Source organism: Stackebrandtia albiflava (genome assembly GCF_007994225.1).
Lineage (GTDB): Bacteria > Actinomycetota > Actinomycetes > Mycobacteriales > Micromonosporaceae > Stackebrandtia > Stackebrandtia albiflava.
Map to the genome: position 1 here is coordinate 1,921,270 of NZ_VLLL01000005.1, position 24,619 is coordinate 1,945,888.

Here is a 24,619-nt window from a genome sequence, read left to right on the forward strand (position 1 = left end):
TCAGTCGTCCTTCCCGGTGGCGAACGACCACAACAGCTCCGAGACCCGGTCGAGGTCGCATCCGGTGTGCGGCGGATCGGACTCCCAGGTGAAATCGGTGCCCCAGTCGTACTCGATGTGGATGGTCCGTCCGCGGTGGTTCTCGCACTCGACCCGGCCGGAGCGTCCTCCGGCGATGAACCGCAGGATCGACTCGACCTGTGAGGCGTCGCCGGGGAATCCCTCGTCGCGGACCACCTCCGGGCGGCCCTGCTGCGTGAAGGCGAAGGAGTAGCGCAGGAGAGGGCTGGGGCGGCGTTCCCAGTCGCTGTAACGGATGTCCCGGCGGATCCGGCGCCGGGCCAGGTCCTCGGATTCGGTCATCGACACCTCGCACTCCCAGCCGGGGAACAGTCCGTACACCCGCCGGTCGATCGCGGGGTCTCCGGAGGGGGTCAGGTCGGCGGCGGCGGGAAGGACCGCGACGGCACTGTCGAATCCGTACGTGGCCAGGCGCAGTCCGCCGACCGCGATCATCGGCGGCGCGGTGAACAACTCGTCCAGGTGGCCGCGCGCGAACGACACGAACCGCCGCACGTCCGCCTCGTCGGTCCGCCGCGCGACGTTGACCTGGAACAGGACCCGTTCACCCGGGTGAGGCAGGTACAGGATCCGCACCCTCGGACCGCCGGTCCCCTCCCAGGTGTCGTCCAGCCCGGGCACCGGCTCCAGCGGCAACTTCTCGCGCAGTGCGGCGAGCACGTCCATGTGGATTCCCTTGTGGCGAGTGGGGGGGTGTCGGTCGTACCGTAACCGGGTGCGTCAAGCCGCCGGGGCGATCGGATAACGTGGCCGTCCATGACCCGTTCCATCGCCGTCGTCAGCGGATACTTCAGCCCACTCCACGTCGGCCACATACGGATGATGCGGGAGGCGCGCGGGCTCGCGGACCTGCTGGTCGTCGTCGTCAACAACGACGCCCAACAGGTCCTCAAGAAGGGGCGGGTCGTCATCCCGGCCCGTGACCGGGCCGAGGTCGTCGGAGCCGTCGGCGTGGTGGACGAGGTGGTCCTCGCCGTCGACGAGGACCCGTCGGTGCGGGAGACGTTGCGGCTCTTGCGGAAGCGGTACCCGAACGATCGGATCGTCTTCGCCAACGGTGGTGACCGCAGTGACGCCGGGCTGATCGCCGAGGCCGACGTGTGCGCGGAGTCGGGCATCGAGATCGTCTTCGGTGTCGGCGGGGCGGACAAGGCCGACTCCAGCTCGCGGATCATCGCCGAAACCGGCCTGTGAAGGGCGACCGCCGGCGCCGGGCGTCCTCTCGGAACGTGACGGCACGGCGCGGCGAGCCCGGCGTGCCGTCACTCCGGGCTCGCCGGTTCGTCGCCTCAGTCGCGCGCGTGCCAGGCGGCCAGGATCTCGGCCTCCTTCTCGCGGGTGAGCGCCTTGTACCGGCTGCCCTCGGCGTTGGGGACGGGCCGCTCGTCCAGCGTGGCGTACCAGTCGCGGGCGGTCTCGGCCAGCGGCCGGATGCGCAGGCCGGCGGCGATGGCGGTGCTCGTGTCGCGGCTGAGGAAGCCCGCGTACTCCGGCAACGGCAGCCACAGCCCCAGGCTCTGCTCCCCCGACCAGGGTTTGACCCCGTGCTCCTGCAGGAACTCCTGATCGACCCAGGTGAAGCGGGGTGAGACGTCCAGCCCTTCGGCGATCTGCGTGAGGAAGTCGGCACGGGTCATCGGGAGGCTGATGCCGTCGTACACGCCGGTGGTGTCCGATTCGGCGGCGTCGAGGATCCACTCCGCCAGGTCGCGGACGTCGACGTACTGGACGAGTTCGTCCGGTGCGCCCGGCGCCAGTACCTCGCCGCCTTCGGCGATCCGGTCGGGCCAGTGGCCGAAGCGGTAGCTCGGGTCGCCGTTGCCGACGATGAGTCCGGCGCGGACGACGAACGCCCGGCCGGGTTTGGCGGCGAGGACCAGGTTCTCGCAGGTGACCTTGCTGGCGCCGTACTTCTCGATGTCGGGGTCGAGGCTGTCGTCGGGGACGGGGTCGCGCAGGACGCCCGTCTCGACGGTCTGCCCCGGTGTCGCCTCGTCGGCGTACGCGCTGCACGAGGACACGAAGGTCCAGTGCCCGGTCGTGGCCGCGAGGGTGTCCAGGGCGCTCTTGACCTGGCCGGGGAGACGGGCGACGTCGACGACGGCGTCGAAGTGTTCGCCCGCCAGGGCGCTCAACCCGTCCGGGGAGTCCCGGTCGGCCTTGACGAAGCGGGCGCCCTCGGGCGGTTCGCCGCTCTCGCCGCGCGCGACGACCGTGACGTCGTGTCCGCGTGCGAGGGCGGTGACGGCGACGGCCTTTGACAGGAAGACGGTTCCTCCGAGGACAAGCAATCTCATCGTTTCACCTTGCCGCATCGGGCCCGGTGGGGCCAACCGCATTCGCTGACGGCAGATACGTCAACCGGAGTTGACAACACCGGATTGTCAATGTAAGTTGACAGCATGACCGACACCACCGAACTGGTCACGGCCGCCGCCGGCGCCGATCCCGCCGACGGACTCCGCGCGGTCGCCGCGCTGCGCCGCCTGCTGGAACACCTGGAGGCCGCGCAGGTCCGCAACGCCCGGGAACAGGGCTGGCCGTGGCAGCGCATCGCCGTCGAACTCGGCGTGACCCGACAGGCCGTCCACAAGAAACACCGTAGGAGCTGAGGCACGTGTTCGAGAAGTTCAGCCGTCGCACCGTCCGGGCGGTGCACACCGCCGTCCGCACCGCCCAGCAGGACGACTCGCCGACGATCGAGGAGGAACACCTCCTCTTCGGCATCCTGTCCGAAGCAGGACCCGTCTCGCGCCGGGTCCTGGGATCGCGGATCACTCCAGAGGCACTGCGCGAGGCCTTCGCCCGCGCCCGGCGGCGCGGCGACCTCAGCGAGACCGACATGGCCGCGCTCCGCCGGATGGGCATCGACGTCCGGTCCGCGACCGCGGCCCTGGAGTGGCGCGACGAACCACGCCGTGCGCGACCCCGGCGCCGCTTCGGAGGCGGTCACCGGCCGTTCAGCCCGGACTCCAAACGCGCCCTCTCGGGCGCGGTGGCCGAGGCCCGTGAGATGGGGGCCCGCCGGATCGAGGACGTGCACGTCCTGCTGGCGGTGCTGCGCGGCGGCGGTCTGGCCTCCGGCGTCCTCACCGACCTCGGCCTCGACTACCAGGCGGTCCGCCGCGCCCTGGGTGGCGGCTGAGCACGCGGCGCCCCGACCGTCGCGGGCCGGGGCACCGCCGCGCCCGTCGTCCACCCGGCCGCCAACCAGGTCAGTACCGCCAGCGTCAGGAACGTCGGTACGACGAACGAGTACGGCACGGCGTCGGGGAACACGTTCCACAACACGCCACTCAACCGGTTGGCGATCATCAGGTGCAGATGGGACACGGCGGCACCGACGGGGAAGGCAAGCAGCACGAGACCGACACCACGCCGGCCCAGCGGCCCTCGGGCCGCGACACCGAAGGCGACCAGGGTCGGCAGGACCGGCACCGCCCAGATCGCGATGTCGGTCGGTCGCGGCCACCACGCCAACGCCACCAGGACCACACCGGACGCGGCGCCGACCACGGCGAGGCTCCGGAAGGCGGGGCGGGGCGCCACGGCGCGCGTGGCCACCGCGGCCACACCGAGGAGCGCGACGATCACTGCCGCCTGCGCCGCGTTCCAGCCGCCGGTGAACGACGCGCCGAGGCCGAACTCCTCCGACCACAACATGGTCGGCGCACCACCGGCGGCACTCATCGCCACGACGGCCAACCCGTTGCGCGTGGACGCCGCCACCGGCCGGGGCCGGGAACGGCTCCACCACTCCGCCACGACCACCGCCACCACGACCGCGGTACCGGCGGCGACGAGCCGGGCGGGTGTGTCGTGGTCCTGTGTGAACAGGTTGACCGGCGACGACACCACCGCCAGCCCGAGCACGGGCGACACGGCCGTTCCGAGACCGGCGAACCGTACCGCCATGCCGAGCACCAGCAACGCCAGTCCCGCCCATCGGAACTCCCACAGCCAGCGGACTTCCCACGGACGGTCGGCGTCGGCGAGTCCCAGCCACCACGAGCCCGCGCACCAGAGCGCGATCCCGGCGACCGCCGCCGCGGTCCCCGCGGGCACGAGGAGACGGCGGTCGACCGGGGCCGCCGGAGGGGGTGCCGGAACCGGCCGCGCGTGTCGTCCGGTGTGGAGCCAGGTGAGCACGAAGGCCGTGACCGGGACGAGCACCGGCAACACCCGGGACGCGACCGGATACACGCCCTCGGCCACGAGGCCCTCCCCCACCGCCGTGAGCGACTGCAGGAACCACCACGGCGCCTCCGCCGGGGCCGACGCGACATCGTCGGTGTGGCCGACGAGGACTCCCAACCCGACTGCGATCAGGTGCAACAGGGCGACCGCGCCGATCGTCCCGGTCAGCATCGCCCCGGTGCGACTTGCGCGCCGCGCCGTCACGGCGAGCAGTGGGATCACCGTGGCGCTCCACAACGCCACCGACAGCAGGGCGGGCCACGGCCACAGCCGGGTGTCGGGCAGCCACATGACCAGCAGCGCCACCGACAGGAGCAGTACACCGGTCACCGGTCGGGGGCGCCGGTCACGGAGGCGGCTCCCCACCAGGCCGAACGCGGCGGCGATCAATCCGATGGCGATGAACCGGCCCGCGCTCGCCAGGCGCGAATCGGGGTGGGGAGAGTATCCGCTCAACAGCACGGTGACGATCGGCCAGGCGGAGGCGGCCACGGCCACCGCCACGACCGCCGAGGCGACCGCCCGCAACAGTGGCACGACCGCCGACGGGTGTGCGTTCGGCCGCTCCCGCCCGGTTTCCGGTGTGCTGGTGGCGAGGCTGAGGGCGAAGCGCAGGCTCCGCAGTGCCGTGGTCCATCGGGCGGCGCCGGGGGTGTCCCGCAGCCAGGCCACCTCGGCCCGCCATTCCCGGTACATGTCGTCGGCTTCTTCGGAGGGCCATCGGTCGGCGGCCCGGCGCAACAGCCGGTCCACCAGGGTGTCGAGTGGTCTCATGCGGTCTTCGGCCTTCCCACTCCGGGCACTCCCGAGATCTGCCGGTACAGCGCGTGCAGTTCCGTCCGGGCGTGTTCGGCGCCGTCGGGCGTGAGCGTGTAGTAGCGCCGGGCCGGCCGGCCGGCGTCCCGGGGGTCTACGTCCTCCCAGGAGGCCGCGACCCAGCCCGCCAGGGTGAGCCGCCGCAGGATCGGGTACAGGGTGCCGCTGGGCAGGCCGGTCTCGGTGATGAGTTCCATGCCGTATCGCGGCGTGTCCGGTTCGGTCAGCAGGGCGGTCAGCACCGCCGCCAGGGCGGGTGTCATACGGAGTCCGTCAACCATGCTCGGAATCCTACATAGGTCAGTATAGAAAAACAACATAGTCGCGACCTGGCATTACGCCCAGACACCTCGGGGGGAGTCACCCGGCGACACCCGGAAGAGCCGCACCGGGCGACCGTCCGGTCACCGGTATACCGGTCGATCACCGGATGCCGTTTGGTTCGATGTAAGGACTCGTATCTCTTCTGAAGGTGACACATGACTGAGCCGACCATCGCGTTCACCGGCGCGACGATACTTCCGATCGACGGCGACCGGATCGACGACGGCGTGGTGATCATCGAAGGCGGTCGCATCGCGGCCGTCGGCGGATCCGGCACACCGATTCCCGCCGGAGCCGAGATTCGCGACGTCAGCGGCAAGTGGATCGTCCCCGGCCTCGTCGACGCCCACGTCCACCTCGGCACCAGCGAGGAGGGCGAGGGCTGGGCCGGTAACGACACCAACGAGATGACCGAACCGGTCACCGCCCACGTCCGGGCGCTGGACGCCATCAACCCCGCCGACCTCGGTTTCGGCGACGCGGTGGCCTCCGGGGTGCTCGCCGTCAACGTCAACCCCGGCTCGGGGAACCCGATCGGCGGCCAGACCGTGGCGATCAAGACGGTCGGCCGGACCGTCGACGAGATGGCGATGCGCACCCCCAGCGGCCTGAAGTCGGCGCTGGGCGAGAACCCCAAGCGGGTCTACGGCGAGCAGAAGAAGACCCCCAGCACCCGGTTGGGTACCGCCGCCGTCATCCGGGGCGCGTTCGTCGACGCCCAGAACTACCAGGCGAAACTGGCCGCCGCCGAGCCCGGCAAGCCCGTCGACCGCGACCTGAAGCTGGAGGCGCTGTCCCGGGTGCTCAACCGGGAGATCCCGTGGCGGCAGCACTGCCACCGCGCCGACGACATCGCCACCGCCATGCGGATCGCCGAGGAGTTCGGCTACGAGCTGGTGCTCGACCACGGCACCGAGGCCCACCTGCTGGCGGACATCATCGCGGAGAAGGGCATCCCGGTTATCATCGGCCCGCTGATGGTGTCCCGCACCAAGGTCGAGGTCCGCAACCGCTCGATCGCCAACCCCGGCAAGCTGGCGGCCGCCGGCGTCACCATCGCCATCACCACCGACCACCCGGTGGTGCCGATCGGCAACCTGATCCACCAGGCGGCGCTGGCCGTCAAGGAGGGCCTGGACCGTGACGAGGCGATGCGGGCGCTGACCATCACTCCGGCGACGATCATGGGAGTGGCGGACCGGATCGGTTCTCTGACGCCGGGCAAGGACGCCGACTTCTGCGTCTGGTCGGGCGACCCGCTCGACCTGTACAGCAGGGTGGAGGTCGCCTACGTCGAGGGCGCCGAGGTCTACCGGCACGAGTCGGCGGCCTGACGCCTCCGGGTCACCGGGTGGCGGAACGCGCGCGCCCACCACCCGGTGACCCGACCGGACGCCCCGTCTCCCGGTGTCTCCCGCCGACCGGAGCCCACCCCGACGAGCTCTCTCCACAGTGGTCATGGTGCGTCGAGGCCGGTGGACACGACACCCGACTTGCGTTGTCTCCCAATGCTTGGCATGATCTGCCGAATCGAGGAGGGTTCCGCGCGGCCTGAGGACGCCGCCACACCCGAGCCGATGCGGTCCCTTTGGAGGGGGACCGTCGTCATGCCCACCGACCGTGTGTCGGCGGCCGCGCCATACCTTTTCGGCGCTCCACCGAGCCACACGGCCACCTGAAAGGCAACACGGTGAAGAGACGAACACCCGCCATCGCGGCCATCGCCGCACTGACCGGGCTCTCAATGCTGGGAGCCGGTCCGGCACACGCCACCGCGTACGACACCACGACGGTCGGCGTCAACATCGTCGGCGGTTCCCCCGCCACCGAGGACTACGAGTTCATGGCGTCCCTGCAGTACAAGGACCAGGGCGACCGCCACAGCCCGGTCCGCTGTGGAGCGTCGCTCATCGACCCCGAGTGGCTGGTGACCGCCGCGCACTGCATCGCCGGTGGCGACGGCACGCCGCTGGATCCGGCCGAGTACATCGTGAGTGTCGGCTCGACCGACCACACCACCAGCATCCGCATGGAGGTGGAGAAGTTCATCCCCCACCCCACCTGGGGTGAGTTCGGTGAGTCCATGGGCGACATCGGGCTGATCAAACTGGCCCAGAGCGCACCCTCCGCGGTGGACACCACCGGCCTGATGCAGTCACCCGCCGTCGGCACCGAGGTGCGCACCCTCGGCTGGGGTTTCACCGAGGTGGACGACCCGACCTCGATGCCCGTCGAACTGCAGCAGATCGACACGACGGTGCTGGACGACAAGTCGTGCGTGAACGGCGACTTCTACGACATCACCCTCAACGACGTCTGCCTGGAGACCGAACCGGCCGTCTCGGGTCCCTGCACCGGTGACTCCGGAAGCCCCGCACTGCGCAGGTTCGGGGGCGTGTGGCGGGTCTTCGGCGTCAACAGCCGCGGCCCCGGCGAGACCGGCTGCATCAACGGCAACCAGGTGTTCACCGAGACCTGGCCGTACAACGAGTGGATCCGCGAACACGTGTTGAGCGACAAGTGATCCCGCGCTGGTGAGAAGCCGTCCGCGGTATCGGCGCCGACACACCCGCACCGATACCGCGGACGGCTTGATCCGTCACGCTCCGAGGGTCGGCCGCCCCGTCTTCCGTCGTGTCACACGGGTTTGGCATGATCCTCCGATCGAGAAGGGTCGATGCGGCTGGAGGACGCCGCCGCGGCCCCGTCGATGCGGTCCCTTTGGAGGGGGACCGTCGTCATGCCCACCGACCGTGTGTCGGCGGCCGCGTCGTGCCTTCACGGCGCTTCGTCGAGCCACACGGCGACCGAGAGGTTACAAGTGAATCGAAGGACACTCGCCATCGCGGCGACCGCCGCGCTGACCGGACTCTCCCTGCTGGGAGCCGGTCCGGCACACGCCACCGAATACGACACCACGACCGTGGGTGTCAACATCGTCGGCGGCTCACCCGCCACCGAGGACTACGAGTTCATGGCGTCCCTGCAGTACAAGGACCAGGGCGACCGCCACAGCCCCGTCCGGTGTGGAGCGTCGCTCATCAGCTACAAGTGGCTGGTGACCGCCGCGCACTGCATCGCCGGCGGCGACGGCACGCCACTCGACCCGAGCGAGTACACGGTGAGCCTCGGCTCGACCGACCACACGGCCGGAACCGAGATCGACATCGAGAAGTTCGTCCCCCACCCGTCGTGGGGCGAGTTCGGTGAGTCCATGGGCGACATCGGCCTGATCAAACTGACCAGGAGCGCACCGTACGGCCTTGAGAAGGTACGGACGGCCCCGGCCCCCGCCGTGGGATCCGACGTCCGTGTCCTCGGTTGGGGCTTCACCGCCGTGGACGACCCGGCGTCGATGCCCACCGAGCTCCAGGAGCTCGACACCACCCTGCTCGACAGGGAGTCGTGCGTGCACGGCGACTTCTACGACATCACCGACAACGACATCTGTGTGGACGTCGACCCCGGTGTGCAGGGACCATGCACCGGCGACTCCGGCGGCCCGGCCCTTCACGAGGTGAACGGCCGCTGGGTGGTCATCGGTGTCAACAGCCGGGGCCCCGGCGAGACCGGTTGCATCAACGGCACCCAGGTGTACACGGCGACCGCACCGTACTACAAGTGGATCGTCTCGCACCTGTTGAACGACGTATAACCGAGAACGGATTAAGAAGCCGTCCGCGGTATCGGCGCCGACACACCCGGCACCGGTCCGCGGACGGCTTCGTCCGTGGCCGCTGGAACGCTACAGCGGCACGACCTTCGTGTCGGCCCAGACCCGCCACTCGGCGAGTGCGGTACCGACCACCGCCAACTGCGAACGGACGGCGGTGGGGCCGGTGGAACCCGGCGTGGTGCGGCCCGCCAACGCCCCCTCGACGGACAACACCTCACGTACCTGCGGCGTCAGGTGCTCACTGATCCCCGCCAGGTCGGAGTCGGAGATCTCGTCCAGTTCGATGCCGAGCTTGCCGCAGTGCGCCACCACGGCACCGGTCACCTCGTGGGCGTCCCGGAACGGCACGCCGCGGCGCACCAGCCAGTCGGCGATCTCGGTCGCCAGCGAGAAACCGCGAGGCGCCGAATCGGCCATGACGTCGGTGTTCACCTTCATGGTCCGGATCATGCCGGTGACGGCGGGCAGCAGCAGGGCGAGGTTGTCGAGCGAGTCGAAGACGGGTTCCTTGTCCTCCTGGAGGTCCTTGTTGTACGTCAACGGCAACGACTTCAGGGTGACCAGCAGCGCGGTCAGGTTGCCCACCAGCCGGCCGGACTTGCCGCGCGCCAGTTCCGCGATGTCGGGGTTCTTCTTCTGCGGCATGATGGACGAACCGGTGGCGTAGGCGTCGTCGAGTTCGATCCAACCGAACTCCGAGGAACTCCACAACACGACCTCCTCCCCCAGCCGCGACAGGTGGATGCCGACTGTCGCCGCGACGAACAGCAACTCGGCGGCGAAGTCACGGTCGGCGACACCGTCCATGGAGTTCGCCGCGCAGGAGTCGAATCCCAGTTCGGCGGCGACCGCCGCCGGGTCCAGCGGCAGCGAGGATCCCGCGAGCGCGCCCGAACCCAACGGTGACACGGCGGCGCGGCGGTCCCAGTCGCGCAGCCGTTCCAGGTCACGCAGCAGCGGTTGGACGTGTGCGAGGAGCTGGTGCCCGAATGTCACCGGCTGGGCGTGCTGCAGGTGCGTCATGCCGGGTACCGGCGCGTCGACGTGAGCGCCCGCCTGCGCCACCAGGGCGTCGATCAGGTCGATCAGGTCGGCCGCCAGGCCACGGGCGTGGTCGCGGCAGTACAGCCTCAGGTCGGTGGCGATCTGGTCGTTGCGGGAACGTCCGGCGCGCAGTTTCCCGCCCAGCGGGCCGAGCCGTTCCACCAGGCCGCGTTCCAGCGCGGTGTGCACGTCCTCGTCGGCGATGCTCACCTCGAATCCGCCGGACGCCACCGCCTCGCCCAGTTCGGTCAGGGCGGTGAGCATCTTGTCGAGTTCCGCGTCGTCCAGCAGGCCGGCCCGGTGCAGTACCCGGGCGTGGGCGCGCGACGCGAGCAGGTCGTACGGCGCGAGCCGCATGTCGAAGGTGATGCTGGCGTTGAGCATCTCCAGTGCCTCGGCCGGGCCGCCGGCGAACCGGCCCCCCCACAGCTTGGTCACGGTGTGTGGCTCCTCGTCGTTCGGAAGTGGTGCGGGGCGTCCGTCTCCGGACGCCCCGTGGCGGATCAGAGGCCCTTGACGCGGGCGTCCCGCGCGGCCGCCAGTTTGGACGGCAGGCTCCACAGTTCCACGAAGCCCTTGGCGAGCGACTGGTCGAAGGCGTCGCCCTCGTCGTAGGTGGCGAGGCCGAAGTCGTAGAGGCTGGCCTCGGAGCGCCGTCCGGTGACGGTGGCGCGTCCACCGTGCAGCGTCAGCCGCACCTCACCGCTGACGTGCTTCTGCGTATCGTCGATGAACGCGTCCAGCGACCGCTTCAGCGGCGAGAACCACAGGCCGTCGTAGACCAGTTCCGCCCACCGCTGATCGACGCCCCGCTTGAACCGGGCCACGTCGCGTTCCACCGTGACGTTCTCCAGCTCCTGGTGCGCGGTGATGAGCGCGATCGCGCCGGGAGCCTCGTAGACCTCGCGGCTCTTGATGCCGACGAGCCGGTCCTCGACCATGTCGAGCCGTCCCACGCCCTGCGCGCCGGCCCGGGTGTTCAGTTCCGAGACGACCTCCAGCGGGGTCTTGGTCTCGCCGTCCAACGCGACCGGGATACCGCCGTCGAAGGTGATGACGACCTCGTCGGGGTCGCGGGCCACGGCCGGATCCGAGGTGTAGGAGTAGATGTCCTCGATCGGCGCGTTCCAGATGTCCTCGAGGAAGCCGGTCTCGATGGCGCGGCCCCACAGGTTCTGGTCGATCGAGTACGGCGACTTGGCCGACACGTCGATCGGGAGGTTCTTGGACTCGGCGTACTCGATGGCCTTGTCCCGGGTCCACGCGAAGTCACGCGCCGGCGCGATCACCTTCAGGTGCGGCGCCAGCGCCGCAAGGCCGGCCTCGAACCGCACCTGGTCGTTGCCCTTGCCGGTGCAGCCGTGCGACACGATCGTGGCGCCGTGGGCCTTCGCGGCGGCGGCGAGGTGCTTGACGATGAGCGGCCGGGACAGCGCCGACACGACCGGGTAGCGATCCATGTAGAGGGCGTTGGCGCGCACCGCCGGGAAGCAGTACTCCGAGGCGAACTCGTCGCGGGCGTCGACGACCTCCGACTCCACCGCGCCGCACTCGATGGCGCGCTTGCGGATCAGCTCCAGGTCCTCGCCGCCCTGGCCGACGTCGATCGCCACCGCGATCACCTCGCCGCCGGTCTGCTCCGCCAGGTACGGAATCGCCACGGAGGTGTCGAGTCCTCCGGAGTAGGCGAGCACTACGCGTTCAGTCATCTCTCTCTTCTTTCGGATCAACAGGTTCCGGTCTCGCCGGTACGTCTACTGTGTTGTCACTCCCGGCTGTGCCGGGTGCTTTCCCGCCCAGGTGAGCAACTGCTCCCCCAGTTCGGCGCCGGTGAGGCCGTCCCTGGCCACCACCAGGATCGTGTCGTCACCGGCGATGGTGCCGACGATGTCGCGAAGCCCGGTGCGGTCGATGGCGCTGGCCAGGAACTGGGCCGCCCCGGGCGGGGTTCGCAGTACCGCCAGGTTCCCGGAGTGGTCGGCGCCGGTGAGGAGTTCACGCAGCAGCCTCAGCAACCGGTCCGGCGGCTGGGTGGCCGCCCGCAGCGGCCCCTCACCCTCGGGTGGCAGGACGTACGCGGGCGGGCTGGCGTCGGTACCGCGGACCTTGACGGCGCCCAGCTCCTCCAGGTCCCGTGACAGGGTGGCCTGGGTGACGGTCACGCCGTCCTCGGCGAGCAGTTCGGCGAGTTCGGTCTGGGAGCGGACGGGCCGGTCGCCGATGATCCGGCTGATGCGCGCATGCCGCGCCGCCTTGGTGAGAGGTGTGTTCATACCTCCACCTCATCATCCGCCGGGACCGGGGACGTCGCCATACCCGGCAGCGCCCGCAGGTCCGTGTTGAGCAGCCAGGCCAGCAACGCCTTCTGGGCGTGGAGCCGGTTCTCCGCCTGGGTGAGGATCCGTGACCGGGGGCCGTCCATGACCTCGTCGGTGATCTCCTCGCCCCGGTGGGCGGGGAGGCAGTGCAGGACGATGCCGTGGTCGGCGGCGTGGCCGAGCAGTTCGGCGTTGACCTGGAACTCCGACAGGGCCGACAACCGAGCCGCTCCGTCGTGCTGGCCCATCGACACCCACGTGTCGGTGGCGACGACGTCGGCACCGGAGACGGCGGCGACGGGGTCGGTGAGGACGGTGACGCTGCCGCCGGTGGTCCGGGCGAGCCGGTCGGCGGCGTCCACGACGGTGGGGTCGGGTTGGTAGGCGGCCGGTCCCGCGACCCGGACGTGCGCCCCGGCGAGGGCCCCGGCCAGCAGGTAGGAGTGCGCCATGTTGTTGGCGGCGTCGCCCACGTAGGCGATCGTCACGCCCGCGGTCCGGCCGAACTCCTCCTCGACGGTCATGAGGTCGGCCAGGAGTTGGCAGGGGTGGAAGCCGTCGGTGAGGGCGTTGACGACCGGCACCCCGGAGGCGTCGGCCAGCGCGCGGATCCGTTCGTCGCCGAAGGTCCGGATGACGATGCCGTCGACGTAGCCGCTCAACACCCGAGCCGTGTCCTGAATGGATTCTCCCCGGGACAGTTGGCTCGACTGGGCGTCGATCACGACCGGATTGCCGCCGAGTTCGGCGATGCCGACCTGGAACGAGATGCGGGTCCGGGTGGACTCCTTCTCGAACAGGACCGCCACGGAACGGGGTGCGGGGGGCACGGCCTGGTCTGCCCCGGTGAGTTGCTGACGCGGCATGGCCCCCGGTGTGGGCCACGCCAGCAGCGGGCGCGCCCGGTACCGGTTCGCCTTGAACCACTTGCCGGACTCGATCAGGTACCGCTGTTCACCGGCGGTGAGGTCGTCGTCGCGCAGGAAGTGTCTCACGGTCGACCTCCCGGCGGGTACACCACGTCCAGGGCGGATCCGAGCGCGGTCAGGAACCGGTCGACGTCCTCGGCGCTCACCGTCAACGGCGGCGCGATCCGCAGCACGTCGGGCCGCACCGGGTTGGCGAGCACGCCCAGGTCGCGAAGCGCCGCGTCGAGGTCGGCGGCACGATCGTCACGCAGCACGATCCCCCACCACAGGCCCCGGCCACGGACGGTCGCCACTCCCGGGTGCGCCATCGCGGTGACACCGGCGACGATCTGGTCGCCGCGCTTGACGACGTCGGCGAGCAACCCCTCCGCCTCGACGGTGTCGAGCACCGCGAGGGCCGCCGCCGCCGCGACCGGGTTGCCGCCGAACGTGGAACCGTGGTCTCCCTTGCCGAACAGGTCGCCGTGGCCGCCGACGCCGATGCAGGCGCCGATCGGCAGCCCGCCGCCCAGTCCCTTGGCGAGGGTGACCACGTCGGGGGTGACGCCCTCGTGCTGGTGGGCGAACCACGCGCCGGTACGACCGACACCGGACTGGATCTCGTCGAGCACCAGCAGCGCGCCGTTGTCGTCGCAGATCCGCCGGGCCGCCGCCAGGTAACCGCCGCCACCGGGGACGACGCCCGCCTCGCCCTGGATCGGTTCGAGGAACACCGCGGTGGTGTCGGCGTCCACGGCGTTCGCCAGCGCCTCGACGTCACCGTGGGGAACGAAGTCCACCCGGTTCCCGAAGGGCGCGAACGGTTCCCGGATGGCCTCCTTGCCGGTCAGCGACAGGGCGCCGAGGCTGCGGCCGTGGAATCCGTCGACGGCGGCCACGAACCGGGTGCGGCCGTTGGCGGCGCCGTACCGCATCGCCAGCTTCAGGGCGCACTCGTTGGCCTCGGTGCCGCTGTTGGCGAGGAAGACCTTGCCGGGCAGTCCCAGCAGCGCCAGCAGCTTCTCCGCCAGGGCGACCTCGGGCTCGTGCAGGAACAGGTTCGAGGTGTGGGCGATCCGGCCGACCTGCGCGGCGACCGCGCCGGTCAGCGCCGGGTGCCCGTGTCCGAGCACACTGGTGGCGATGCCGCCGATGAAGTCCAGGTAGGGCTTGCCGTCCACGTCGTAGACGGTGGTGCCGTCGCCGTGGGACAGCGCCACGGCGGGGACGCCGTAGTTCGGCATCATGGCCGCGGTGAACCGGGTGCGCAGGGCTTCGGTGTGACTCATTCGGGCACCACCATCGTGCCGACTCCTTCGGAGGTGAAGACTTCCAACAGGACGGAGTGGGGTACCCGTCCGTCGATGACGTGGGCCTGCGGGACGCCGCCCTCGACGGCGCGCAGGCAGGCCTCCATCTTGGGGACCATTCCGGCCGACAGGTGCGGAAGCATCGCCGACAGTTCCGGTCCGGTGATCTGGCTGATCCGGCTTCCCGGATCGGGCCAGTCGGCGTACAGGCCGTCGACGTCGGTCAGCACGACGAGCTTCTGCGCGCCGAGCGCCGTCGCCAGGGCGCCGGCGGCGGTGTCGGCGTTCAGGTTGTGCAGTACGCCGTCCACGTCGGGTGCCACGGTGGAGATGACCGGGATGCGCCGGGCGTCGAGCAGGTCGGTGATGGCGGCGGTGTTGACCGCGGCCACGTCGCCGACCTGGCCCACGTCGACCGGGTTGCCGTCGACGACGGCGTGCCGCCGTTCGGCGGTCAGCAGCCGGGCGTCCTCACCGGACATGCCGACCGCGAACGGCCCGTGTTCGTTGATCAGCCCGACCAGTTCCCTGCCCACCTGGCCCACCAGCACCATGCGGACCACGTCGATGGCCTCGGGGGTGGTGACCCGCAGGCCGCCGCGGAACTCCGACTCGATGCCCAGCTTGTCCAACATAGACGATATCTGCGGCCCACCGCCGTGGACGACGACCGGCTTGAGCCCGGCGTACCGCAGGAAGACCATGTCCGCGGCGAACGCCGCCCGCAGCTCGGGGTCCACCATGGCGTGGCCGCCGTACTTGACGACCACCAGCTTGCCGTGGAACCGGGCGAGCCACGGCAGCGCCTCGATGAGGGTCTGCGCCTTACCGAGTGCGTCCCGGACTCCGGGGCTCATCTGATCGAGTGTCATGACGAGTACGCCGAGTTCTCGTGCACGTAGGCGTGTGACAGGTCGTTGGTCCACACGGTGGCGGTGTGCTCACCGGCGTGCAGGGCGATCTCGATGGCGACGGTGCGGCCGGTGAGGTCCACCTTGGAGCGGTCTTCGGCGGCGGCTCCGGCGCGGCAGATCCACACGCCGTTGACGGCCACGTCCAGGGCGTCCGAGTCGAACGCCGCGTCCGTGGTGCCCACGGCGGCCAGGATCCGGCCCCAGTTGGGGTCCTGCCCGAACAGTGCGCACTTGACCAGGTTGTTGCGCGCCACCGACCGTCCGACCGTGACCGCGTCGGCCTCGCTCGCGGCGCCGGTGACGGTGATGGCGACCTCCTTGGTGGCGCCCTCGGCGTCGGCGAGCAGTTGCATCGCCACGTCACGGCAGGCCCCGGTGAGCGCGGCGGTGAACTCGGCCGGGTCCGGGGTCACGCCGGAGGCGCCGGAGGCCAACAGCAGGACGGTGTCGTTGGTGGACATCGCGCCGTCGGAGTCGAGCCGGTCGAAGCTGAGCCGGCACGCCTCGCGCAGCGCCGCGTCGGCGATGGCCGCGTCGAGGGAGGCGTCGGTGGTGAAGACGCACAGCATGGTGGCGAGGCCGGGCGCGAGCATTCCGGCGCCCTTGCCCATGCCGCCGATCCGGTAGCCGTCGGCGTCGACCGCGACGGTCTTGGGAACGGTGTCGGTGGTCATGACGGCCTCGGCGGCGTCCCGGCCTCCGTCGGGCGTCAGTGCGGCGACAGCGGCGTCCACGCCCGGCAGCAGCCGGTCCATCGGCAGGAACTCGCCGATGAGCCCGGTCGAGCAGACGGCGACCTCGACGGCGCCGACCCCGAGTCCGGCGGCGACCCGTTCGGCGGTCTCGTGGGTGTCCTGGAAGCCCTTGGGACCGGTGCAGGCGTTGGCTCCGCCGGAGTTGAGCACCACGGCCTTGAGCCGGCCGGTGGTCAGTACCTGGCGGCTCCACTTGACGGGGGCGGCGTGTACGCGGTTGGCGGTGAACACACCGGCGGCGGTGTACTCCGGGCCGGTGTTGACGACCAGGGCCAGGTCCTTGGCGCCGGAGGACTTGATCCCGGCGGCGACGCCGGCGGCGGTGAATCCGGGTACGTCGGTGACGGTCACGGCGCGACTCCGTCCACGGAGAGTCCGGCGGTCTCGGGGAGGCCGAGCATCAGGTTGGCGCACTGCACGACCTGGCCCGCCGCTCCCTTGCCGAGGTTGTCGATGGCGGCGGTCACGATGATCCGGTCGGCGTCGCGGTCGACGGTGGTCTGCAGGTGGCAGGTGTTGGACCCCAGCGTCGCGGCGGTCTGGGGCCACACCCCCGGCTCCAGCACGTGGACGAAGGGTTCGTCCCGGTACGCCAGGGCCAACGCCTCGTGGACGTCCTCGGAGGTCAGGCCGGGGCGGGTGGGTTTGACGGTGACGGTCGACAGGATGCCGCGCGGCATCGGGGCGAGCACCGGCGTGAACGACAGGCTCCGGGCGCCGGTCGCCTGCTTGATCTCGGGGACGTGCTGGTGCGCGCCCACCTTGTACGGGCTGAGGGAACCCGCGACCTCGCTGGCCAGCAGGTGCGGCTTGGCCTGACGGCCCGCGCCGCTGGTGCCGGACGCGGCGACCACCACGACGTCGTCGGGCGAGCCCAGTCCGGCCGCCAGGACGGGGGCCAGGGCGAGCGTCGTCGCGACCGCGTAGCAGCCGGTGGCGGCGACCCGCTCGGCGGTGGCGATCTTCTCGCGCTGGCCGGGCAGTTCGGGCAGGCCGTAGGTCCAGGCGCCCGCGTGCGGGCCGGAGTAGTAGGCGGCCCAGGCGTCGGCGTCGGTGAGCCGGTGGTCGGCGCCGAGGTCGACGATCCGGGTGCCCTCGGGGAGCCGGGCGGCGAGCGCGGCGGACTCGCCGTGCGGGAGCGTCAGGACGACGAGGTCGGCGTCGGCGAGGGCCTCCGAGGTGGTGGGGACGAAGTCGCGTCCCGCCAGGGATCGCAGGTGCGGGTGCACCTGGGTGATCGGCGCACCGGCGTTGCCGTGCGCGGTCGCCGCGACGACCTCCAGATCCGGATGCCCGGCGAGCAGTCGCAGCACCTCACCACCGGCGTAGCCGCTGGCGCCTGCGATCGCGACCCGATGTCCCACGGGGGTTCCCCTTCGAGTGAGTTCTCAGCCCTGAATTTCTATGCATCAGACCGTATCATAATGCGTGAGAGGTCGGCAGCCGGTTTTTCGGCGGCGTGTTCGGGCAGGTCACGACGGTGCGGCGAGATTCACCCGGTGGCCATGCGGCGTGACCCGATTGGTCACCCATGTCACGGCAAGCGCTGTCATACTCAGTGGTCTTCGCTGGTCTCGCCAGTCGCGAGACCCACTCCTCTCCCCCAAGGAGCCGGCCGATGAAACGCCGAACCGTCCTGCGCGGCGCCGCCGTTGGCGCCGCACTCGCCACCACCGGACTGATGGCGGGCACCGCCTCAGCCAACTCACCCCACGCGTCGGTCTGCGTGACCGAACAGCGGACGAACCGACTGCTCACCTTCCGCCGCGACACCGAATGGACCGAGGAGAACGTCGTCTGGAGCTGGAACCCCGGCGTCGGCGGCTGGTACAACCTGTCCGACGTACGGTTCCGCCGCGCCACCGGATTCGGCAGGGTGGCGCTGGCCGCCGCCAGCGGAGGCAACGCCGGGATCATCCGGCTCACCGGCAACCGGGAACACGACCTGGACGACCTGCTGTGGTACGGCGAGCCGGGCGGCAACCCGCACGCGATCGAACGCGTCCCCGGTTCCGGCGTCGTGGTGACCGCCTCCTCCCACGGCCACCTGGACGTCTACGCGCCCTCCCGGCCGTCACACCCCGACACGCTGCGGCACGTCCAGACCGTCGAACTGCCCGGCGCGCACGGCGTGCTGTGGAGCCCGAGCCTGCGGGTGCTGTGGGGCATCGGCGACGAGGTGCTGAAGGCGTACGAGGTCACCGGGAACGGCCGGGACTCCCGGCTGGTCGAGACGGGCGCGCAGGTCACCTTCCCCGGACTGGGCCACGACCTGCAACCCGATTACGGCCACAAGGGACGGTTGCTGATCACCGACACCTACGCGGCCTACGAGGTGGACACCCGCAGCCTCACGGCGACCGTGATCCTGGAGGGCAGGCTCATCAAGTCCTACGTCCGCGACAAGTGGGGCGAGGCGATGTGGCTGCAGGCCGAGGACCTGCCGCCGCGCCGATGGAGTAGCGACGTGGTCCACTTCGACACCGAGGACAAGCTTCACCCGGAGGGCCAGATCTACAAGGCCCGCCTACTCAACCCCGAGTTCGACTGACCCGTCTTTTTCGGCTTGGTTGGCCATACGACCATCGAAGGGCGTCGAATCGTACCTGATGTCCGATTTTTCGGTGTCGTATGACCAACCAAGCCGGCTTTTTGACCAACCAAGCCGCGCTCAGGGGTCAGGACTTCACGGCGGCGAGGAAACCCACGAAGTCCGTAACCGAGACGTCGAGCACCGGGGAGTCGTCGCCCAACTTGGAGTCCCGCAGCTTAAACCGCCCGGCGAAAGCCCGCCCTCTACGCAGTTGTTGCCTGAGTTCGCGCTACTGCGTCGTGCTCTACGCCAGGTTGAGGCAGTCATCACTTCTCGCATCTTCCCTGCGAAAATCAGGACTTCACGGCGGTGAGGAAGCCCGCGAAGTCCGTAACCGAGACGTCGAGCACCGGGGAGTCGTCGCCCAACTTGGAGTCCCGCAGCTGAAACCGCCCGGCAAACGCCCTGCCCTCGACACAATTCGCGCCCTGCGGTTGGCTTCGGCTGGATTTACGCCACGTACCTGTGGTCATAGCTCAAACTCCTCAATCGGTACGGAAACCTACGTTGCGGGAGTCTTAACGATACAGCTGGTTGCCGGTTCATCACACGCATCGATCGTCCCGAAGCCGACCAAGCCCCGCTCAGGGATCAGGACTTCACCGCGGCGAGGAATCCCACGAAGTCCGTAACCGAGACGTCGAGGACCGGGGAGTCCTCACCCAACTTGGAGTCCCGCAGCTGAAACCGGTCCATCCGCGACCGCGCCTCCACGCAAGCCCCACCAGAGTTATTGCTGCGGCTGGGCTTCCGCCATGCAGTCATCGACGAACTCCTCGATCGGTACCGAAAGCCGCTCTATCTCGTTGAAGTCCTTACGATACATCTCTACCGTTTTCGGCTCGGAATCGTATCGGCAGCCGGCACGCGTCTCGATGTATACGACGGGAGGCTCCTCCGCGTCGAAGTCGATGAGGATGAAACTGCCTGCCATTGCCGGATGAGAACCGACACTGAAAGGCAACACTCCGATTGTCACGTTCTCGCGGCCGGCCGCGTCCCGGAGTGTTCGGATCTGTTCGCCCGTCACCTCTTGACCTCCCACCGCCCGACGCAAGGCCGCCTCATTCTCGATCAGGTGGATCGCAGGTCGGCTCGGCTGCATCGCGAGGTGGTGCTGGCGAGCCAGCCGAGCGTTGAGAATCTTGGCGGACGAGGCGGAATCATGCAACCAGTCGCGTTCGTGGTTGGCGCGAATATAGCCCTCCGTCTGGAAAAGGCCGGTGGTGAATTCGGATTCATAAATGAAGATACGGGCTGCACGCCGCTCCATCTCGATGTACTTCTGTGCGTAACGCGGAATACCGCCCGCATACTGTTCCATCCAACTGTGCTTCTCCTTGGACTCCGCCAACGCTATGAGTTCTCGTTCCTGCGCTGTGGAAGCGCCGTATATCCGACACAATCCCACGATGTCCATGATGGCCAGCCTGGTACCGCCCGCTTCGATCGCACGGAGCTTGGCACGCGATATACCGAGTGCTGCCGCCGCATGACTGATGGACCATGCCCTCGCCTCGCGCAGTTGCCGGAAGGAGTTGCCGAGAGCGCGGCGGGGAAACGGTGGGAGGTCGTCCATCGGGTCATTATCACCGCGCAGTCACTCATTGTCACTGTCGGGAATGAGCAGAACACGGTGGCGATTTCCGCCGGCGTTTTCATGCCAAGTCATACCGACGGTCGCATCCTGCCGGTGGCCGGACGGGGGTCTGAAACTCCGGGGCTACGTGCCTTCAGATGACAGCCTGCGGCGCCTAGCGTCGTGAGTGGTCGGTGTGGTGACCTCCCGCATTCACATCGGCTCGGCGGTCCCGGTGCGCCCGCGCCGGGACCGCCTTCATCGACGACGCGAGACGGAGGCCGGACATGGAGACGGGGAGACCGTTGCCGGGCAGGCACGAGGACTACGAGGGCTGGTGCCGCGACTGCGGCGCGTACTTCGGTGTGGGGATCAGGTGGCCGTGCCGGTCCGCCCGGATCGTGGGCACCGCCGCGCGGAGCGGGGGTGACCACTCGTGACCACATCGGACGGAATCGTGGATCTGGGAAGCCTCGACGTGCGCGGAGTCGTCGTCGGTGGCAGGTGGGAACCGGGCAGCACGACGGTATGGCTGGTCGCCGACCTCGGCGACGGGACAGGGCTCACCGACGTGGGTTACTGCCAGATGGCCGACCCGGCCTTTCCGAACCTGGTGGTCTTCCCGCACCACCAACGCTGGGTGCGCGACCGCGACGCCAGGCCCGACGTGATCGCCGCCGCGCGCCGGATGTGGCACGAGACGGCCCGGCACCGGGAGGCCACGCCCGGAACCCGTGACCGGAGACCGAATCCCGCCGCCCGGCACCGGGAGCCGTCGTGAAACCCGAGATCTGCTCGCTGTGCCCGGACTGCCTCGGCCGACCCGAGGCACGGGCGGCCTGCGTCCGTTGCGCCGGAACCGGTCACGTCCCGTTCCGGTGCGGCCGCCCCACCCGCAGGACCGCACCGTGAGGGGTTGAAGCCGCCCGGGCCGGAACCGGTGGGGGTTCCGGCCCGGGCCACTCCACGACTGCGGCGCAGCACACCCCGGACCGGCCGAACCGTTGCCGGAGTGGCGGTTCAGGTGGCGTCGAGGTACCGCAGCACCGCCGCCACCCGCCGGTCGGACTCGCCGTCCGGCGACAGGCCCAACTTCGCGAAGATCGACCTGATGTGCTTGTGCACCGAGTTGTCGGTGATGAAGAACCGTGCCGCGATCGCGGTGTTGCCCAGTCCCTCCGCCATGGCGGACAACACCTCCCGTTCCCTCGGGGTCAGCCCGGCGAGCCGGTCGGCGGAACGCCGCCTCGCGAAGAGCTGCGACACCACCTCCGGGTCGATCGCCGTCCCGCCCTCGGCGACCCGCCGCAACGCGGTGACGAACTCCGAGACCCGGCCCACCCGCTCCTTCAGCAGGTAGCCGACACCCCGGGAACCGTCGACGAGGAGGTCGGTCGCGAAACTCTCCTCCACATAGGCCGAGAGTACGAGCACCGCCAGGCCCGGTTGCGCGCGTCGTGCCGCCACCGCCGCCCGGATGCCCTCGTCGGTGTGCGTCGGCGGCATCCGCACGTCCACCACCGCGACGTCGGGACGGTGAGCGGACACCGCCGCCAGCAGCCCGTCCGGATCCGCCGCCGAGGCGACCACGTCGACGCCCTCGGCCCGCAGCACCAGGGCCAGTCCCTCGCGCAGCAGCGCGTCGTCCTCGGCTATCACTACCCGCACGGCAACTCCACCTCCACAAGGGTCGGTCCCCCGACCGGACTGTCGATCCGGGCGGTGCCGTCGTGTGCCTCCACCCGGCGGACGATCCCGGTAAGGCCGGAACCGTCACCCGCCGCCGCACCGCCCCGGCCGTCGTCACGGACCTCGATCCGCAACACGTCCCCGGTGCGCCGCACCGTGACCGCCGACTCGTTCGCACCACTGTGGCGTGACACGTTGGTCAACGCCTCGGCCACCACGAAGTACGCGGTGCTCTCCACCCCCGCCGCGCAACGCACCGTCACGTCCACCGTCACGGTGCACGGGACCGCGCAGTCGGCGCCCAGCGCGCTCAACGCGCCCGCCAGTCCACGGTTCTCCAGAACGGGAGGCAGGATCGACCGGACCACGGTACGCAGTTCCGCCAGGGCCTGTTCGGCGGCGTCCTGGACCCGTTCCAGTATCGGGTCGGCCTGTTCCGGGTCACGGCGGACCACCTGCCGCGCAGCGCCGGTCAACATGGCCACCGCCACCAGCCGGTTCTGCGCGCCGTCGTGCAGGGCACGTTCGATCCGGCGGAGTTCGGCGGCGTGGGCGTCGAGGGCGGCGGCGCGGCTGGCGGTGAGCTGGGAGACGCGGGCCGACAGGTCCACGCCGGGGTGGGGACGCAACATCCGCCGGCCCCACCGTGCCTGGAAGTCCGCGATCCGGGGGCTCACCACCAGCCACAGCGCGAGCCACACCGGCGAGGTCGCCGCCACGATGAACGCCTCCCGCCAACTGGTGATCTGCACCAGGCCGTTGAGGGCGCCGGCCTCCTCGGGGGGAAGCAGCGTCCACCACAGCGGCGCGGTCGCCTCGCGGACGGCGTTGACGGGGAACTGGAATCCGATCAGGCACACGAGGCTGCCCGCGACGCCGTGCGACACCAGCCACACCAGATCCCGCCGGATCGACGGGTCGTGGAAGCCCTCGGCGATGCCGGTGGGCAGTGGCCCGTACGGCGACGGCACCGGTTCGCCGAAACGCGCGAGGCGACGACGTTCCAGGTCCGCGACGGCCCTGATCACCCGCAGCCACGGTCGCACCAGGAACCACCCCACGCCGATCAGGCAGCTCGCGGTGACCGCCAGTGTCGCCGCCGCCGTCACCAGCGCGAGCATCCCGGTGACCAGCCCCAGGAACAGCCGCCCGGCCGCCGTGAGGGCACGGCGGAACACCGTCGCGACCGCGCCGGACCGGGATCGGGGTGGTGACACGTCGTCTCACGTTTCGTCGGGGGATCGACTGGACTGTACGTGCCTGCCGGGTCCGTCACCAGTCCCGGGCCGGGCCGGTGGCGAAGAGTACAGCCTGCTGTACCCCGGATCGGGTAGCTGACGGGATTGGTGTGGAAGGCCCCGGTCCATAGCGTGTCGAGTGTCCGAACGACATCGACATGGAGGCGTGTGATGACCGATCCCTACCGGATCGACGACCCGGCAACTTCCACCGGGGAGGCCCCCCGTCCACGGCGGGGATCCGCCCTGACGACGACGCTGTGGATCCTGGCGGCGGCCCTCGCGGGTACCAACACGGCCATGTCCGTGACCGGGAACGAACTGATCGGCGCGTTCTTCGGGGCCGCCGCCCTGGTCTGCGTGACGGTCGCGATCGTGCGGCACGTGAAGGCGCGCCGGTCATGACCGTCTCGGGCACGACGGAGGCGCCGGCCGGTACCGCGACCGCGATCCGCCTCGACGGGGTGTGCAGGCGCTACCGGGACGGCGACCGGACGGTCACGGCACTCGACGCGGTGGACCTGCGCATCCCGGTCGGCCGCTTCACGGCGGTCATGGGGCCGTCCGGCTCGGGCAAGAGCACCCTGCTGCACTGCGCGTCGGGGCTCGACACCCCCACCTCGGGAACCATCCGCATCGGAGATACCGAGATCACGGGGATGCGCGAGACCGCCCGCACCCGGCTGCGGCGGGAACGCGTCGGGTTCGTGTTCCAGTCGTACAACCTGATGCCGTCGCTGACGATCGGCGACAACATCACGCTGCCGTTGCGCCTGGCCGACCGGCGGCCCGATCACGCCTGGCTCCACGACCTGATCGGGCACGTCGGCCTGCGTGGCCTGCTGAACCGCCGACCCTCGGAGTTGTCTGGCGGACAGCAGCAGCGCGCCGCGCTGGCGCGCGCCCTGGTCGCCCGACCCGACGTGGTGTTCGCCGACGAACCCACCGGGGCACTCGACCTGCGCACCGCCGCGGAGGTGCTGGACCTGTTCGGCCGCATGGTGTCGGAACTGGGCCAGACCATCGTCATGGTCACCCATGACCCGGTCGCGGCGGCCCGCGCCGACGTGACGGTCGTGATGTCGGACGGCCGGATCGCCGACACGCTCGCGCGTCCGTCCGCGGAACGGCTCGCCCACCGGCTGGCCCGTCTGGAGAGGGGCGCCGCGTGACCCCG

At 70.2% G+C, this 24,619-nt stretch carries 28 protein-coding genes; 11 read left to right on the plus strand and 17 right to left on the minus strand.

All coding sequences use genetic code 11. The features are described 5' to 3' along the window. Entirely contained in the window at positions 1-747 is a 747-nt protein-coding gene (locus tag LX16_RS09850; RefSeq protein ID WP_147136383.1) for a hypothetical protein, read from the minus strand. A gap of 90 nt (positions 748-837) precedes the next feature. Here LX16_RS09850 and LX16_RS09855 point away from each other — a divergent pair, with 90 nt between their 5' ends. Beyond that, entirely contained in the window at positions 838-1,275 is a 438-nt protein-coding gene (locus LX16_RS09855) for an adenylyltransferase/cytidyltransferase family protein (protein WP_147136386.1), read from the plus strand. 95 nt (positions 1,276-1,370) lie between these two features. Here LX16_RS09855 and LX16_RS09860 read toward each other — a convergent pair whose 3' ends face one another. Next, positions 1,371-2,378 (minus strand): NAD-dependent epimerase/dehydratase family protein, encoded by a 1,008-nt coding sequence (locus tag LX16_RS09860; protein ID WP_147136390.1) that lies wholly within the window; start codon positions 2,376-2,378, stop codon positions 1,371-1,373. Between the two features lie 105 nt (positions 2,379-2,483). On the opposite strand from LX16_RS09860, the gene LX16_RS09865 reads away from it, so the two are divergent. After that, positions 2,484-2,693: a helix-turn-helix domain-containing protein gene (locus tag LX16_RS09865; RefSeq protein ID WP_147136393.1), complete on the plus strand. Its 210-nt coding sequence runs from the start codon at positions 2,484-2,486 to the stop codon at positions 2,691-2,693. 5 nt (positions 2,694-2,698) lie between these two features. Further along, positions 2,699-3,226: a Clp protease N-terminal domain-containing protein gene (locus LX16_RS09870; RefSeq protein ID WP_147136396.1), complete on the plus strand. Its 528-nt coding sequence runs from the start codon at positions 2,699-2,701 to the stop codon at positions 3,224-3,226. Here the strand turns inward: LX16_RS09870 and LX16_RS09875 are convergent. Together LX16_RS09875 and LX16_RS09880 are read right to left on the minus strand one after the other, a co-directional pair. Then, complete coding sequence (locus LX16_RS09875) at positions 3,190-5,052, minus strand: hypothetical protein (RefSeq protein WP_147136399.1); 1,863 nt, start codon at positions 5,050-5,052, stop codon at positions 3,190-3,192. The genes LX16_RS09870 and LX16_RS09875 overlap by 37 nt on opposite strands. After that, positions 5,049-5,375: a PadR family transcriptional regulator gene (locus tag LX16_RS09880; RefSeq protein WP_147136402.1), complete on the minus strand. Its 327-nt coding sequence runs from the start codon at positions 5,373-5,375 to the stop codon at positions 5,049-5,051. Before LX16_RS09880 ends, LX16_RS09875 begins: the two co-directional genes overlap by 4 nt. Positions 5,376-5,573: 198 nt before the next feature. Between LX16_RS09880 and LX16_RS09885 the strand changes: the two genes are divergently transcribed. The 3 genes from LX16_RS09885 to LX16_RS09895 all read left to right on the plus strand — a co-directional run bounded on the left by LX16_RS09885 (position 5,574) and on the right by LX16_RS09895 (position 9,073). Beyond that, positions 5,574-6,752 (plus strand): amidohydrolase, encoded by a 1,179-nt coding sequence (locus tag LX16_RS09885; protein WP_147136405.1) that lies wholly within the window; start codon positions 5,574-5,576, stop codon positions 6,750-6,752. A gap of 356 nt (positions 6,753-7,108) precedes the next feature. Continuing rightward, entirely contained in the window at positions 7,109-7,942 is an 834-nt protein-coding gene (locus LX16_RS09890) for a S1 family peptidase (protein WP_147136408.1), read from the plus strand. A 297-nt stretch (positions 7,943-8,239) separates the two neighbouring features. After that, entirely contained in the window at positions 8,240-9,073 is an 834-nt protein-coding gene (locus LX16_RS09895; RefSeq protein WP_158645543.1) for a S1 family peptidase, read from the plus strand. 90 nt (positions 9,074-9,163) lie between these two features. Here LX16_RS09895 and argH read toward each other — a convergent pair whose 3' ends face one another. The 8 genes from argH to argC all read right to left on the minus strand — a co-directional run bounded on the left by argH (position 9,164) and on the right by argC (position 17,707). After that, positions 9,164-10,576, minus strand: a complete 1,413-nt coding sequence (gene argH, locus LX16_RS09900) for an argininosuccinate lyase (RefSeq protein WP_147136414.1) — start codon at positions 10,574-10,576, stop codon at positions 9,164-9,166. A gap of 65 nt (positions 10,577-10,641) precedes the next feature. After that, positions 10,642-11,847, minus strand: coding sequence for an argininosuccinate synthase (locus LX16_RS09905; protein WP_147136417.1), 1,206 nt, complete (start codon positions 11,845-11,847; stop codon positions 10,642-10,644). 45 nt (positions 11,848-11,892) lie between these two features. Next, on the minus strand, positions 11,893-12,411 hold the full coding sequence (locus LX16_RS09910; RefSeq protein ID WP_147136420.1) for an arginine repressor: 519 nt from the start codon (positions 12,409-12,411) through the stop codon (positions 11,893-11,895). Next, positions 12,408-13,451 carry an ornithine carbamoyltransferase gene (gene argF / locus LX16_RS09915; RefSeq protein ID WP_147136423.1) on the minus strand — a complete coding sequence of 348 codons (1,044 nt, stop codon included), beginning with the start codon at positions 13,449-13,451 and terminating at the stop codon, positions 12,408-12,410. The genes LX16_RS09910 and argF overlap by 4 nt, the downstream gene beginning before the upstream one ends. Continuing rightward, positions 13,448-14,653 carry an acetylornithine transaminase gene (locus LX16_RS09920; RefSeq protein WP_147136426.1) on the minus strand — a complete coding sequence of 402 codons (1,206 nt, stop codon included), beginning with the start codon at positions 14,651-14,653 and terminating at the stop codon, positions 13,448-13,450. The genes argF and LX16_RS09920 overlap by 4 nt, the downstream gene beginning before the upstream one ends. Next, positions 14,650-15,531 carry an acetylglutamate kinase gene (argB, locus tag LX16_RS09925; RefSeq protein WP_244615744.1) on the minus strand — a complete coding sequence of 294 codons (882 nt, stop codon included), beginning with the start codon at positions 15,529-15,531 and terminating at the stop codon, positions 14,650-14,652. The genes LX16_RS09920 and argB overlap by 4 nt, the downstream gene beginning before the upstream one ends. An 11-nt stretch (positions 15,532-15,542) precedes the next feature. Further along, positions 15,543-16,694, minus strand: coding sequence for a bifunctional glutamate N-acetyltransferase/amino-acid acetyltransferase ArgJ (argJ, locus tag LX16_RS09930; RefSeq protein WP_147136432.1), 1,152 nt, complete (start codon positions 16,692-16,694; stop codon positions 15,543-15,545). Then, on the minus strand, positions 16,691-17,707 hold the full coding sequence (gene argC, locus LX16_RS09935; RefSeq protein WP_147136436.1) for an N-acetyl-gamma-glutamyl-phosphate reductase: 1,017 nt from the start codon (positions 17,705-17,707) through the stop codon (positions 16,691-16,693). The genes argJ and argC overlap by 4 nt, the downstream gene beginning before the upstream one ends. 254 nt (positions 17,708-17,961) lie before the next feature. Here argC and LX16_RS09940 point away from each other — a divergent pair, with 254 nt between their 5' ends. Next, entirely contained in the window at positions 17,962-18,894 is a 933-nt protein-coding gene (locus LX16_RS09940; protein WP_147136440.1) for a DUF6528 family protein, read from the plus strand. 335 nt (positions 18,895-19,229) lie between these two features. Here the strand turns inward: LX16_RS09940 and LX16_RS09950 are convergent, their stop codons facing one another. The 3 genes from LX16_RS09950 to LX16_RS09960 form a co-directional block, all read right to left on the minus strand. Continuing rightward, positions 19,230-19,409, minus strand: a complete 180-nt coding sequence (locus LX16_RS09950; protein WP_147136443.1) for a DUF397 domain-containing protein — start codon at positions 19,407-19,409, stop codon at positions 19,230-19,232. A gap of 118 nt (positions 19,410-19,527) precedes the next feature. Then, positions 19,528-19,701, minus strand: a complete 174-nt coding sequence (locus LX16_RS09955) for a DUF397 domain-containing protein (RefSeq protein WP_147136447.1) — start codon at positions 19,699-19,701, stop codon at positions 19,528-19,530. Next, positions 19,667-20,515 (minus strand): helix-turn-helix domain-containing protein, encoded by an 849-nt coding sequence (locus LX16_RS09960; RefSeq protein WP_147136451.1) that lies wholly within the window; start codon positions 20,513-20,515, stop codon positions 19,667-19,669. Before LX16_RS09960 ends, LX16_RS09955 begins: the two co-directional genes overlap by 35 nt. A gap of 287 nt (positions 20,516-20,802) precedes the next feature. On the opposite strand from LX16_RS09960, the gene LX16_RS26560 reads away from it, so the two are divergent. Continuing rightward, positions 20,803-20,955, plus strand: coding sequence for a hypothetical protein (locus tag LX16_RS26560; protein WP_158645544.1), 153 nt, complete (start codon positions 20,803-20,805; stop codon positions 20,953-20,955). Beyond that, positions 20,952-21,296: a hypothetical protein gene (locus LX16_RS09965; RefSeq protein ID WP_147136454.1), complete on the plus strand. Its 345-nt coding sequence runs from the start codon at positions 20,952-20,954 to the stop codon at positions 21,294-21,296. Before LX16_RS26560 ends, LX16_RS09965 begins: the two co-directional genes overlap by 4 nt. A 239-nt stretch (positions 21,297-21,535) precedes the next feature. On the opposite strand, the gene LX16_RS09970 is transcribed toward LX16_RS09965, so the two are convergent. Continuing rightward, a complete protein-coding gene (locus LX16_RS09970) occupies positions 21,536-22,183 on the minus strand; it encodes a response regulator transcription factor (protein ID WP_147136457.1) in 648 nt (215 codons plus the stop codon). Beyond that, positions 22,174-23,421 carry a sensor histidine kinase gene (locus LX16_RS09975; RefSeq protein WP_147136460.1) on the minus strand — a complete coding sequence of 416 codons (1,248 nt, stop codon included), beginning with the start codon at positions 23,419-23,421 and terminating at the stop codon, positions 22,174-22,176. The genes LX16_RS09970 and LX16_RS09975 overlap by 10 nt, the downstream gene beginning before the upstream one ends. 192 nt (positions 23,422-23,613) lie before the next feature. On the opposite strand from LX16_RS09975, the gene LX16_RS09980 reads away from it, so the two are divergent. Further along, entirely contained in the window at positions 23,614-23,847 is a 234-nt protein-coding gene (locus LX16_RS09980; protein WP_147136463.1) for a hypothetical protein, read from the plus strand. Continuing rightward, complete coding sequence (locus LX16_RS09985) at positions 23,844-24,614, plus strand: ABC transporter ATP-binding protein (protein ID WP_147136466.1); 771 nt, start codon at positions 23,844-23,846, stop codon at positions 24,612-24,614. Before LX16_RS09980 ends, LX16_RS09985 begins: the two co-directional genes overlap by 4 nt. The last annotated feature ends 5 nt before the right edge of the window (positions 24,615-24,619 follow it).

Bases quoted from the DNA above. Each gene is read 5' to 3' on its own strand.
- argB (WP_244615744.1), bottom strand. From the start codon at position 15,531: ATGAGCCCCGGAGTCCGGGACGCACTCGGTAAGGCGCAGACCCTCATC.
- LX16_RS09905 (WP_147136417.1), bottom strand. From the start codon at position 11,847: ATGACTGAACGCGTAGTGCTCGCCTACTCCGGAGGACTCGACACCTCC.
- LX16_RS09875 (WP_147136399.1), bottom strand. From the start codon at position 5,052: ATGAGACCACTCGACACCCTGGTGGACCGGCTGTTGCGCCGGGCCGCC.
- LX16_RS26560 (WP_158645544.1), top strand. From the start codon at position 20,803: ATGGAGACGGGGAGACCGTTGCCGGGCAGGCACGAGGACTACGAGGGC.
- LX16_RS09910 (WP_147136420.1), bottom strand. From the start codon at position 12,411: ATGAACACACCTCTCACCAAGGCGGCGCGGCATGCGCGCATCAGCCGG.
- LX16_RS09950 (WP_147136443.1), bottom strand. From the start codon at position 19,409: ATGACCACAGGTACGTGGCGTAAATCCAGCCGAAGCCAACCGCAGGGC.
- LX16_RS09960 (WP_147136451.1), bottom strand. From the start codon at position 20,515: ATGGACGACCTCCCACCGTTTCCCCGCCGCGCTCTCGGCAACTCCTTC.
- LX16_RS09855 (WP_147136386.1), top strand. From the start codon at position 838: ATGACCCGTTCCATCGCCGTCGTCAGCGGATACTTCAGCCCACTCCAC.
- LX16_RS09850 (WP_147136383.1), bottom strand. From the start codon at position 747: ATGGACGTGCTCGCCGCACTGCGCGAGAAGTTGCCGCTGGAGCCGGTG.
- LX16_RS09865 (WP_147136393.1), top strand. From the start codon at position 2,484: ATGACCGACACCACCGAACTGGTCACGGCCGCCGCCGGCGCCGATCCC.
- LX16_RS09955 (WP_147136447.1), bottom strand. From the start codon at position 19,701: ATGACTGCATGGCGGAAGCCCAGCCGCAGCAATAACTCTGGTGGGGCT.
- LX16_RS09885 (WP_147136405.1), top strand. From the start codon at position 5,574: ATGACTGAGCCGACCATCGCGTTCACCGGCGCGACGATACTTCCGATC.
- LX16_RS09985 (WP_147136466.1), top strand. From the start codon at position 23,844: ATGACCGTCTCGGGCACGACGGAGGCGCCGGCCGGTACCGCGACCGCG.
- LX16_RS09980 (WP_147136463.1), top strand. From the start codon at position 23,614: ATGACCGATCCCTACCGGATCGACGACCCGGCAACTTCCACCGGGGAG.
- LX16_RS09920 (WP_147136426.1), bottom strand. From the start codon at position 14,653: ATGAGTCACACCGAAGCCCTGCGCACCCGGTTCACCGCGGCCATGATG.
- LX16_RS09880 (WP_147136402.1), bottom strand. From the start codon at position 5,375: ATGGTTGACGGACTCCGTATGACACCCGCCCTGGCGGCGGTGCTGACC.
- LX16_RS09940 (WP_147136440.1), top strand. From the start codon at position 17,962: ATGAAACGCCGAACCGTCCTGCGCGGCGCCGCCGTTGGCGCCGCACTC.
- LX16_RS09860 (WP_147136390.1), bottom strand. From the start codon at position 2,378: ATGAGATTGCTTGTCCTCGGAGGAACCGTCTTCCTGTCAAAGGCCGTC.